Source organism: Pseudobutyrivibrio sp. JW11, assembly GCF_900115355.1.
In the GTDB taxonomy this organism is placed as follows: domain Bacteria; phylum Bacillota; class Clostridia; order Lachnospirales; family Lachnospiraceae; genus Pseudobutyrivibrio; species Pseudobutyrivibrio ruminis.
This window is the reverse complement of record NZ_FOWB01000013.1, coordinates 34012-46666: the sequence shown is the minus strand read 5'-3', so window position 1 is coordinate 46666 and position 12655 is coordinate 34012. Positions and strand designations below refer to the sequence as shown.

The 12655-nt window shown below is 37.4% G+C and carries 11 protein-coding genes; all 11 read right to left on the bottom strand.

Translation table 11 applies throughout. The features are described from left to right. Positions 1-51 precede the first annotated feature (51 nt). The 11 genes from BM102_RS11055 to dnaN all read right to left on the bottom strand — a co-directional run bounded on the left by BM102_RS11055 (position 52) and on the right by dnaN (position 12534). A complete protein-coding gene (locus BM102_RS11055; RefSeq protein WP_033152540.1) occupies positions 52-1029 on the bottom strand; it encodes an ABC transporter ATP-binding protein in 978 nt (325 codons plus the stop codon). Further along, on the bottom strand, positions 1022-2026 hold the full coding sequence (locus BM102_RS11050; protein WP_044939283.1) for an ABC transporter ATP-binding protein: 1005 nt from the start codon (positions 2024-2026) through the stop codon (positions 1022-1024). Before BM102_RS11050 ends, BM102_RS11055 begins: the two co-directional genes overlap by 8 nt. Positions 2027-2038: 12 nt before the next feature. Beyond that, entirely contained in the window at positions 2039-3097 is a 1059-nt protein-coding gene (locus BM102_RS11045) for an ABC transporter permease (protein ID WP_090481986.1), read from the bottom strand. 27 nt (positions 3098-3124) lie between these two features. Then, on the bottom strand, positions 3125-4036 hold the full coding sequence (locus BM102_RS11040) for an ABC transporter permease (protein WP_044939277.1): 912 nt from the start codon (positions 4034-4036) through the stop codon (positions 3125-3127). 58 nt (positions 4037-4094) lie between these two features. Then, positions 4095-4649: a Fe-S-containing hydro-lyase gene (locus tag BM102_RS11035; protein WP_090481984.1), complete on the bottom strand. Its 555-nt coding sequence runs from the start codon at positions 4647-4649 to the stop codon at positions 4095-4097. Beyond that, positions 4649-5491, bottom strand: coding sequence for a fumarate hydratase (locus BM102_RS11030; RefSeq protein ID WP_090481981.1), 843 nt, complete (start codon positions 5489-5491; stop codon positions 4649-4651). Before BM102_RS11030 ends, BM102_RS11035 begins: the two co-directional genes overlap by 1 nt. Positions 5492-5606: 115 nt before the next feature. After that, positions 5607-8141, bottom strand: a complete 2535-nt coding sequence (gene gyrA / locus BM102_RS11025; RefSeq protein ID WP_044939267.1) for a DNA gyrase subunit A — start codon at positions 8139-8141, stop codon at positions 5607-5609. 50 nt (positions 8142-8191) lie between these two features. Continuing rightward, entirely contained in the window at positions 8192-10120 is a 1929-nt protein-coding gene (gyrB, locus tag BM102_RS11020; protein WP_090481978.1) for a DNA topoisomerase (ATP-hydrolyzing) subunit B, read from the bottom strand. Next, complete coding sequence (gene recF, locus BM102_RS11015; protein WP_090395198.1) at positions 10117-11214, bottom strand: DNA replication/repair protein RecF; 1098 nt, start codon at positions 11212-11214, stop codon at positions 10117-10119. The genes gyrB and recF overlap by 4 nt, the downstream gene beginning before the upstream one ends. Beyond that, positions 11204-11419 (bottom strand): S4 domain-containing protein YaaA, encoded by a 216-nt coding sequence (yaaA, locus tag BM102_RS11010; RefSeq protein WP_033152527.1) that lies wholly within the window; start codon positions 11417-11419, stop codon positions 11204-11206. The genes recF and yaaA overlap by 11 nt, the downstream gene beginning before the upstream one ends. Continuing rightward, complete coding sequence (gene dnaN / locus BM102_RS11005) at positions 11419-12534, bottom strand: DNA polymerase III subunit beta (protein ID WP_033152526.1); 1116 nt, start codon at positions 12532-12534, stop codon at positions 11419-11421. Before dnaN ends, yaaA begins: the two co-directional genes overlap by 1 nt. Positions 12535-12655 lie beyond the last annotated feature (121 nt).

The window sequence follows — 12655 nt, the reverse complement described above, 5'->3', positions numbered from 1 at the left end:
TTAATCTCTTTATATTTCAATCCCTATAGGAATTAAAACCAATACCTTCTCTTATTTGTTCCAACATGCAACCATGTGACCATTTCCTCTATCTGTAAATGGAGGCATCTCACATGCACACTGCTCTGTAGCATAGCGACATCTTGTTCTGAAAGGACATCCGCTAGGCATTTTAAGAGGACTTGGAACATCGCCCTCAAGGATAATTCTCTGGCTCTTTCTAGCTGTCTCAGGATCTGGAATTGGTACTGCTGAAAGAAGTGACTGAGTATATGGATGAATTGGGTTGTCCATAAGCTCATCTGCATCTGCAATTTCCATCATGTGACCTAAGTACATAACAGCAATTCTGTCAGAGATATGCTGAACTACTAATAAATCGTGAGCGATGAATAAGTATGATAAACCTCTTTGCTTTTGAAGGTCCTCAAACATATTTACAACCTGTGCTTGAATTGAAACATCAAGAGCTGATACAGGCTCATCACAAACGATGAATTTTGGATCTACAGCAAGGGCTCTTGCAATACCGATTCTCTGACGCTGTCCGCCTGAGAACTCGTGAGCATAACGTGTAGCATGCTCTGCGTTAAGTCCTACTGTTTCCATAAGCTCCATGATTTTGTCATGGCGCTCTCCCTTTGATGTGTAAAGCTTGTGCACATCAAGAGGCTCACCGATAATATCTTCTACAGTCATACGTGGGTTAAGAGAAGAGTATGGATCCTGGAATACCATCTGCATCTGCTTACGATATGGCTGCATTTTTACATCAATTTTTTTCTCGCTATCATAAAGAACATCGCCATCAAATACAATACGTCCGCTTGTTGGCTGGTAAAGACGTAGAAGAGTACGTCCAACTGTTGTCTTACCACAACCTGACTCACCTACAAGACCAAGTGTCTCACCTGGCTTGATTGTAAAAGAAATATCATCAACAGCCTTAAGAGGAACTGTTCTAAATCCATTTTTTACTGGGAAGTACTGCTTTAAGTGGCTTACTTCTAAAATATTCTCGCTACTCATTTACTACTTCCTCCTGCTTCATATTCTTAATATTCATCCAACATGATGCCATGTGTGTCTCGCCAACTCTGATTTCTTCTGGCTTTTCCTTTAAGCAAATCTTCATTGCTTCATCGCAACGAGGACAGAATGCACATCCTTCTGGCATGTTTAAAAGATTGATTGGTGTACCACCGATTGGTACTAATCTCTCTTTGCTGTTTGATTTTGTTGGAATAGAGCGGAGTAAGCCCTTTGTATATTCATGTGAAGGAGAGTAGAAGATATCATCTGCTGTACCTCTTTCACAAACACGACCACCATACATAACGATGATTTCATCACACATAGATGCGATTACACCAAGGTCATGAGTTACCATGATGATTGCCATACCAAGCTTTTTCTGAAGATCCTGCATAAGCTCAAGAATCTGTGCCTGGATTGTAACATCAAGGGCAGTAGTAGGCTCATCGGCAATAAGGATATCTGGCTCGCAAGCAAGTGCCATGGCAATCATAACACGCTGTCTCATACCACCTGAAAGCTCATGTGGATACTGCTTGAGACGCTTTTCTGGCTCATTGATTCCTACAAGGCTAAGTAATTCCTTAGCTCTTTCGTTTGCCTGTTCTTTTGTTTTGTCTGTATGTAAAAGAATTGCTTCTTTTAACTGATAACCGATTGAGAATACTGGGTTAAGAGATGTCATTGGATCCTGGAAAATGATAGAAACGCATCTACCACGGAAACCTGCCATCTGCTTAGCATCCCAATCTACAATGTTTTCGCCTTTGTATAAAACCTTGCCCCCGGAAATGCTTCCGTTGTCAGCAAGAATCTGCATTATAGAATATGCAGTAACTGATTTACCAGAACCAGACTCACCTACAATACCAAGAGTCTTTCCTGGCTCAAGTGTAAAATTAACTCCGTTTACAGCACTTACATCACCGTTATCTGTAGTAAAGGTAGTATGTAGATCCTGTAACTCTAATATGTACTTATAATCTTCCATCACTATCACCTCTTATCTAGATAACTTTGGATCGAATGCGTCACGAAGACCATCGCCAAGTAAGTTTAATGCAAGTACAATCAAGCAGATTGCAAATGCTGGAAACAAAAGTCTTTCTGGATATGTCATCATACCGCTTCTTGCTTCGTTAGCAAGTGAACCAAGTGATGGCATTGGAGCAGAAACACCAAGTCCTACGAATGAAAGGTAGCTCTCTGTAAAGATAGCTGATGGAATCTGAAGGGCAGTAGTAATGATAATTACTGATAAGCAGTTTGGTAAAATGTGCTTCAAAATTGTACGTGATGTAGATGTACCGATACATTTTGCAGCAAGAACATATTCATTCTGCTTGATAGTAAGAATCTGACCTCTGATAAGACGAGCCATACCTACCCAATATAAAAGTCCAAATACGATAAACAAAGCAATCATATTTGTTCCAAGTTTAGCAAAAATAGTTCCTTTGATAATACTTCCAAGTGTTTCGTTTAAAACTACGGCAAGAAGAATTATCAACAACATGTCTGGTAAAGAATAGATGATATCAACAATTCTCATCATAACAAGGTCAACTCGTCCACCAAGATAACCTGAGATTGAACCGTAAAGCATACCAATCAATAAAACAAGGATTGATGCAAAGATACCAACTACAAGTGAAACTCTAGCTCCATAAATTACACGGATAAAATAATCTCTTCCAAGAGAATCAGTACCGAAGATATGAGGGAATACGCTTTCCCCTTTTGCTATCTGCTTAAGCTCTGATGCACTGTATTCAAATGGATGTAAGTTTGCAGAACCCTTCATGATATCTGCATAACCATAAGGAATAACAAGTGGTGCAAAAATAATAACTATGATAAGTGCTATAAGAATTCCGATAGCAAGCATTGCTAAAGGATTCTTTCTAAGACGTCTCATACCATCCTTAAAGAATGTTGTAGATTCGCCCATAACATCCTGCTGTCTTTTTTCTTCGTCTGTTGCCTTTTCAAAATCCTGCATAGAAAACTTGCTAAGGTCAATCTGTGCAGAAAAAGGCGCCTTTTTAAAATTGTCCTTCATCGAATATAACTCCTTTTCAATTGATTCTTAGTCAAGCTTAATACGAGGGTCAACAATCTTATAAACAATATCTGTTATAAGGTTTGCAATTACCATAACTGTTGCAAGGAAAATGGTAGTTGCCATGATAAGTGTGTAATCACGGTTTGTGATGGCACTTACGAACTTTGATCCAAGGCCACCAAGGTTGAAGATTGCTTCTACTACCATTGAACCTGTAAGGATTCCAGCAACCATAGGTCCTACATAAGTAATAACTGGAATCAACGCATTTCTAAGACCATGAACGAAGATAACTTTTCTCGATGAAACACCCTTTGCCTTTGCTGTACGGATGTAATCCTGTCCAAGCGCATCAAGCATTGATGTCTTTGTAAGTCGAGTAATATATGCAAGTGGAGATAAACAAAGAGCAAGCACTGGTAAGAATACTAAGTTTTCTCCAGCAGAGAAGGCTTGTATTACACCAAGCTTTACACTAAATACGTAAAGCAAAATAGTTGCTACTACGAACGATGGCATGGAGGTAATTATCGTAATGAAGAAGATAATCAATCTATCCTGCCATTTATTTCTCTTAAGTGCTGCAATTGATCCAAGGATAATTCCAAAGATGATTGCGAAGAATGCTGCAATTAAACCAATCTTTGCAGAGATAGGAAAACTCTCCGCGAAAATATCTTTAATCTCACGACCGTTTTTAAGAGATACACCGAAATCACCGTGTGCCATATTTTTCATATAAATTATGTACTGCTCCCACAGAGGCTTATCCAAATTATATCTAGCCTCAAGCTGTCTAATAACAGCTTCATTGACTGCCTTTTCTTTATTGAAAGGACCGCCTGGAATAGCATTCATTGCGAAGAATGTAATCAAACTAATAATGATTACTGTAACGAATGCCAGCAAAACTCTTTTAACAACATATTTTGCCAATTTTTTATACTCCTTTTCTTGTACTACTTTATTTAAAAACCCCGCACAGTTTTTAAATCTAATTTAAAACTTGAAATTCCTTGATAGCTGTTTCGTATAGGTTGTTTCCATCAGAATCAATAACCACGATTACTGGAAAATCCTCTACATAAAGCTTTCTAATAGCTTCAGCTCCAAGGTCGTCGTAACAAATCACTTCTGAAGATTTGATACATTTTGATAGAAGAGCACCAGCTCCTCCAACAGCTGCAAAATAAACAGCTTTGTTTCTAACTATGGCATCTACAACATCTGGATTTCTTTTGCCCTTGCCAATCATTGCCTTCATTCCAAGGTCAAGAAGCTGTGGGGCGTATTTATCCATACGGCTTGCTGTAGTAGGACCTGCCGACCCAATTGGTCTTCCTTCCCTAGCTGGGGATGGTCCCATATAGTAGATTGTAGAATTTTCAATAGGTATTGGAAGTTCTTCTCCCTTATCAAGAGCTTCTTTCATCCGCTTGTGAGCGGCATCTCTAGCAACATATATCTCTCCTGTGATGTAGACATAATCTCCTGAATGAAGTGATGTTGCTATTTCTGAAGTTATTGGAGTTTGAATTTTATGCTCCATTAAATCTCCCTTGTAATATGCCTATTTACGTGGCAACAAATATTGATTGCCACTGGTAGTCCTGCAATGTGAGTTGCATATGTATTAATGTTTACTGCTAGAGCAGTAGTAGTACCACCGAGACCGCCTGGTCCAATGCCAAGATTATTAATCTTTTCAAGCATTTCATCCTCTAGGTCTTTCACCCATGGGGTTGATGGTCTATCGTCGAAGCTTCTTGTAAGTGCTTGTTTGGCCATCAGGGCTGACTTTTCAAAAGTTCCGCCTATGCCAACACCAACAACCATTGGTGGACAGGCATTTGGCCCAGCATCTTTTACCGCCGTAAGAATAGCTTCTTTAACTCCCTCGATTCCATCAGCCGGCTTTAGCATGAAAACTCTACTCATGTTTTCAGAACCAAATCCTTTTGGTGCCAATGTAATCTTTAATTTGTCCCCAGCTACATAATCGTAATGGATTACTGCAGGTGTATTATCTTTTGTGTTGACTCTTTCAATTGGATCTGAAACTACTGACTTTCTAAGGTATCCCTCTGTGTAACCTTTTCTAACGCCTTCGTTTATAGCATCTGTTAAAAGTCCACCGTCGATATGAACTTCCTGACCAATCTCCACAAAAAATACTGCCATTCCAGTATCCTGACAAATAGGAATCTGTTCCTTATCTGCTATATCCAGATTTTCTTGAAGCTGGTTTAAAATTTTCTTTCCAAGCTCAGATTTTTCAGTGTTAACAGAATTTTTTAATCGTGAATTCATATCATCAGATAGATAATGATTTGCTTGAATACACATTTCACTAACGATGTTAACAATATCTGCTGTTTTAATGTCCTTCATCACTATATCCTGTTAATGCTTTAATTTATCGTCACTTTAAATGAGTAAAGCAATAAGTTTTAAATAAAAAGGGCTGCTATTTTTAAAATAACAGCCCCATTGCTATTACACACTTTTATGATTCGGTTGTTGAACCTTCATTTAATTCTTCAACCTCTTCCGCAAGTATTGTATCACTTTTTCTAACTTTTGCAATACTAATTAACTTAGTATTTTCTTTTAAGTCGATTAATTTTACACCTGATGTAATTCTGCTAAGAAGAGCAGTACCAGCAACATTGATTCTGATAATTGTACCAGCATCATTGATGAGCATTACTTCATCATCCTTTTCTACTGCCTTTGCTCCGATAAGGTTACCAGTCTTTTCTGTAATCTTGTAACACTTAACACCCTTACCACCACGGTGGATTGTGTTGAACTCAGTCATAAGAGTACATTTACCAAGACCATTTTCTGATACAGTCATAAGACTTTCGCCCTGAGATATAAGCTGCATTCCAATAATCATATCATCGGCTGCAAGGTTCATACCGATAACACCCATTGTTGCACGACCTGTTGGACGAACCTCTGTCTCGCTAAAGCGTATTGCCTGGCCATATTTTGTAACCATAATTACATCTTCATCGCCATCTGTAAGCTTAACCTCAATAAGCATATCATCATCACGAAGTGTAATTGCTGTAAGACCATTCTTTCGAATATTCTCGTATTCAGTTATCTTTGTCTTCTTAACAAATCCATCTGCAGTTGCCATGAATAAGTATTTATCTTCGCTGTAATCCTCAACAGGAATCATAGCAGTTACCTTTTCATCTGGCTGAAGCTGAAGGATATTTACTACTGCAATACCTCGGCTTGTTCTGCTGCTTTCTGGAATCTCGTATGCTTTGATTCTGTATACTCGACCCTTATTTGTGAAGAAGAGGAGATAGTCATGGGATGACATCATAAGCATTTCAACAACGTAATCATCATCAATTGTATCCATTCCCTTGATTCCCTTACCACCTCTATGCTGAGTCTTGAAGTTATCCTCATTCATACGCTTGATATATCCAAGCTTTGTGAATGTAACAACTGTGTTAGTAACAGGAATCATATCCTCCATATTGATATCGTACTCATCAAATCCGATTGATGTACGTCTATCATCGCCGTACTTATCAGCGATTTCTGTAATTTCAGTTTTGATTACTGAAAGAAGTACCTTTTCATCTGAAAGAATAGCTTTCAATTTTCCGATTAATACCTGTAATTCATTGTATTCCTGCTGAATCTTGTCTCGCTCCAAACCTGTAAGAGCACGAAGACGCATATCAACAATGGCCTGAGCCTGAGCATCTGAAAGACCAAAGCGCTCCATCAATGTAGCCTTTGCTGTTGCTACATCAGCTGAACTACGGATAATCTGAATTACTTCATCGATATTATCAAGGGCAATAAGTAATCCCTCTAATATGTGAGCACGTTCCTCAGCTTTGTTGAGCTCGTACTTTGTACGACGAGTAACAACGTCCTTCTGATGATTAAGGTAATGAACAAGCATTTCCTTAAGGCTAAGAATCTTTGGCTGATTATCAACAAGTGCAAGCATGATAACACCGAAAGTATCCTGAAGCTGAGTGTGCTTATAAAGCTGATTTAAAATGATGTTAGGATTTACATCACGTCTAAGCTCGATACAGATTCTCATACCTTCACGAGATGACTCATCACGAAGATCTGTAATTCCGTCGATTCTCTTATCCTTGTGAAGCTCTGCAATCTTTTCAATAAGACGAGCTTTGTTTACCATGTATGGAAGCTCAGTAACAACAATTCTGTTTTTACCATTGTCCATTGGCTCGATTTCTGAAACAGCACGAACTCTGATTTTAGCACGACCTGTACGATATGCTTCTTCGATTCCGGCCTTTCCAAGAATTACACCACCTGTTGGGAAATCTGGGCCCTTTACAATATCAAGAAGCTCATCGATTTCTGTATCTCTATCTTCCTCGATTTGATTGTCGATGATTTTATTAACAGCACCAATTACTTCACGAAGATTGTGTGGTGGAATGTTTGTAGCCATACCAACGGCGATACCAGTTGTACCATTAACAAGTAGGTTAGGGTAGCGGGCTGGAAGAACTGTTGGCTCTTTTTCAGTCTCATCAAAGTTTGGCATGAAGTCTACGCCATCCATGTCAATATCTTTACCAAGGGTGAACTTTTCATCCTTGTAGTTGATACCAAACATTGTCATGGAAATCTTTGAGAGACGGGCCTCAGTGTATCGCATGGCAGCGGCGCCATCGCCATCCACAGAACCGAAGTTACCATGGCCATCTACCAGTGGATAACGTGTGTTCCATTCCTGTGCCATGTTGACAAGTGCACCATAAATAGAACTATCACCATGAGGGTGATACTTACCCATTGTATCACCGACAATACGAGCACATTTTCTGTGTGGCTTGTCGGGACCATTATTAAGCTCAATCATAGAGAAGAGTACTCTTCGCTGTACTGGCTTAAGACCATCTCTTACATCTGGAAGTGCACGTGAGGCAATTACACTCATGGCATAATCGATGTATGAGGTTTCCATTGTTTGTTTCAGATCAACATCATGAATATTATCAAAAATTTTGTCGTCCATATTTTTCCTTCGTCTTTGCTATCGGGGCTTGCCCCGAAAATTTTTTACGATTAGATATCTAAGTTCTGTACGTATTTAGCGTTAGCCTCGATGAATTCACGTCTTGGCTCAACCTTGTCACCCATAAGAGTTGAGAATGTAACATTGATTTCAGAAGCATCTTCATCATCAATAACTACACGCTTAAGAATTCTCTTTTCAGGATCCATTGTTGTTTCCCAAAGCTGCTCAGCATCCATCTCACCAAGTCCTTTGTATCGCTGGATTTTGTTTGAGCTGTCACGGCCAACTTCTGTAAGAATCTGATTTAATTCTTCATCAGAATATGCATACCAAACCTTTTTGTTTTTCTCCAACTTGTAAAGTGGAGGAGTAGCAAGATATACATAGCCCTGTTTAATAAGCTCTGGCATAAATCTGTAAAGGAATGTAAGCATAAGTGTTGCAATATGAGCACCATCAACATCGGCATCAGTCATGATAATGATTTTGTGGTAACGAAGCTTTGAAATATCAAAGTCTTCATGAATACCAGTACCGAATGCTGTAATCATTGCCTTGATTTCGGCATTGCTGTAAATTCTATCTTCACGAGCTTTTTCTACGTTAAGAATTTTTCCACGAAGTGGCAAAATAGCCTGTGTTGCACGGCTACGGGCTGTCTTTGCTGAACCACCAGCGGAATCACCCTCTACGATAAAGATTTCGCAGTTCTTTGGATCCTTGTCTGAACAATCTGCAAGCTTTCCAGGAAGTGACATCCCTTCAAGAGCTGTCTTTCTACGAGTAAGATCACGAGCCTTTCTAGCTGCTTCTCTTGCTCGCTGCGCAAGCAGCGATTTTTCGCAGATATTTTTAGCAATTGTAGGATTCTGCTCAAGGAACCATGTAAGCTGTTCAGATACGATTGCATCAACAGCTCCACGAGCTTCTGAGTTTCCAAGCTTTTGCTTTGTCTGACCTTCAAACTGAGGCTCTTCAATCTTGATAGAAATAATAGCTGTAAGACCTTCTCGAATATCATCACCATCAAGCTGTGGATCAGAATCCTTTAAAATCTTGTAATCTCTAGCATATTTATTAAATACTTTTGTAAGAGCACCTCTGAAACCAGTAAGATGTGTACCACCTTCTGGAGTTACGATGTTATTTACATAACTGTAGGCCTGATCCTGATATCCATCGTTGTGCTGCATAGCAACCTCAACATAGATATTGTCCTTTGTACCTTCGCAATAAATAACCTCATCGTAAAGTGCTTCATTTCCACGGTTGATATACTGAACAAATTCCTTGATACCACCTTCGTAATGGAAGCTCTCTTCGTGTGGCTCATCACCTCTTTTATCTGTAAGAGTGATGCGAAGTCCCTTTGTAAGGAATGCTGTCTCACGAAGTCTAACTTTAAGTGTTTTATAATCAAAAATTGTTGTTTCAAAAATTGTATCATCTGGAAGGAATGTTACTTTTGTTCCAGTCTCTTCAACAGGACATGTTCCAATTTCTTTAAGAGGATACATTGTCTTTCCACGCTCATATCTCTGCTTAAAGATTTTTCCTTCACGCTTGATTTCTACTTCAACCCAATTTGAAAGGGCATTAACAACTGAAGCACCTACACCGTGAAGTCCACCTGATACCTTGTATCCGCCACCGCCGAACTTTCCTCCGGCATGAAGCACAGTAAATACAACCTCTACCGCAGGAATACCTGCCTTACTGTTAATTCCTGTAGGAATTCCTCGGCCATCATCGACTACTGTAATCGAATTGTCAGGATTAATTGTTACTTGAATATGAGTACAAAATCCAGCAAGTGCTTCATCTACAGCATTATCAACTATCTCATATACTAAATGATGAAGACCTCTTTCTGATGTAGATCCAATATACATACCAGGACGCTTACGAACTGCTTCAAGTCCTTCCAAAATCTGTATTTGGTCTGCACCGTACTCCTGATTTACTTCCTTACTCACCTGTGTTCCTCCGTTATTAATTCTATAGAACCATTTGTTACTTTATAAACTGTGTTTAGCATAAATCTATTTTTTACAAATTCATCAAGACCTGTACAGGTAATGATAGTTTGTGTATCAATTAAATTATCAAGCAAATCACTTTGACGATTTTTATCAAGCTCTGATAATACATCATCTAAAAGTAATATTGGTTTATCGTTTATTGTATTTTCAACTAATTTTATTTCTGAAAGCTTCAGCGAGAGAGCGCAGGTACGCTGCTGGCCTTGGCTTCCATATTTTCTAATATCAATTCCATCAACAGTAATTTTGATATCGTCCCTATGAGGACCAACAGAAGTTTGGCAAAACCTCATATCTTTTTCTTTATTTTTTACTAATTCATCAAGAAAAAATATGTCCTCAATATTTGGATCATAGGTTACTTCTATGTTTTCCTTGCCAGAAGTAATCTTTGAGTGGATATCTTTGACAATAATGTTGATATCATTAATAAATTGCTGACGTCTTGTGATTATCTTTTTGCCATAGGATATAAGTTGTTCATCCCATAAGCTTAAAGTTTCTTTTAATTCAGGCTTATAAATCATCTCTTTAAGAAGAGCATTTCTTTGATTTAGAGCTTTGTTATAATTTGTTAAATCTGAAAGGTAGATTTTATCAATTTGGCAAAGCTCAGCATCCATAAATTTTCTTCTTTCTGAAGGACCATTTTTTATGATGTTTAAGTCCTCAGGAGAGAAGAAAATAATATTTATAAGTCCAAATAATTCGGCTGCTTTTTTTATTGGAACTCTATTAATAGCAATTCCTTTTGATTTATTTTTCTTAAGGTGAATATCAATTTGATATTCCCTTTCGTTTTTTACAACAATTGTTTTGATATGACTTTCATCAGTATCAAACTTAATTATTTCTTTGTCACGACTTCCCTTATGGGATTTTGTTGTGCCACTTAAATAAGCAGCCTCTAATATATTTGTTTTACCTTGAGCATTATCTCCATAAAGAATAGTAGTATGATCATCAAAATTTATATTAAGTGATTCATAATTTCTAAAATTCTTAAGTTCAATGGATTTAATTATCATTAGTAACTGTTACGCTTTCTCCATTAAATTCAACAACATCGCCAGGATAAATTTTTTTACCTCGACGAGTTTCTACTTCACCATTATATTTAACAAGACCTTCCTCAATAACTTCCTTTGCCATTGCACCTGATTCAACAAGATTTGCAAGCTTAAGAAGTTGGCCAAGTTTTATAAATTCATCTCTAATTTGAATAGTTTCCATTAGTTTGCTCCTGGATTATTAAAGTTTACAGGAAGAACGATGTAAATAAATGAACCATTGTCATCCTTGATGAAACATGGGCTCTTTGCATTTAACATGTAAAGATTTATTTCTTCATCGTCTATTACCTTAAGGGCATCGATAACAAACTTTGGATTAAATCCAATCATGATATCTTTTCCCTCTTTTACAATATCAATATCTTCGTTCATTGATCCAATGAATGATGAAATAGAAAGTGACATTGTGTTGTTTGTTGCATTTACAATAATTGGCTTCTTGTCACCTTCGTTAACAAGAATAGTTGCTCTATCAATACAATCAAAGAATTCTCTTTTATTGATTTTGATTTTTGTTTCATAATCAGCTGAAAGCATCTGCTCAATTTTGAAGTACTCACCTTCAATGATACGAGATACAACAGTAGTCTGATCAAATTCAAAAATGATGTGGTTATCAGTAACAAAAATATTTACTTCATCATCAATACCACCATCAATGATTTTAACGATTTCATTAAGTGTCTTCTTTGGAACTACAACCTTTACATCAGGTGCATCGTTCTTTAATTCTACGTTTCTAATAGAAACTCTATGACCATCAAGTGCTACTACTTTAAGCTTATTATCTTTAATTTCAATAAGCTCACCAGTCATCATTTTATTATTATCATTATCAGCAACAGAGAAGATTGTCTGTCTGATGATATCTCTTAATGTAAGCTGTGATAAAACGATTGGCTGATTTCTAGGAATTACAGGAATATAAGAAAAGTCTTCTCCAGATTTTCCTACAATATCAAATTTAGCTTTTTCACATGTGATAGATGTTTTAAATGAAGAATCTGTTTCTATAGTAACTTCATTTTCAGGAAGCTTTCTTACAATCTCAGAAAACTTTTTAGCATCAAGAGCAATGATACCTCTTTCTAAAATGTTTCCATTAACAATAGTTTCAATTCCTATTTCCATATCATTAGCAGTGAGTTTGATTTCACCAGATGAAGCATCAATAAGAATACATTCAAGTATTGCCATTGTAGTTCTGGTTGGCACTGCCTTTGATACAATATTTACTCCTTTAACAAGGTCAGCTTTTTGACAAGTAATTTTCATTTGATACGCTCCCTTTCTTAAACATAAAAAATAAATAATTTTATTCTAAGTATTATTCTTATAGGTTGTTGATTTGTATATAACTGTGAAACACCAGTATTTATACGTAAAACATGAATTA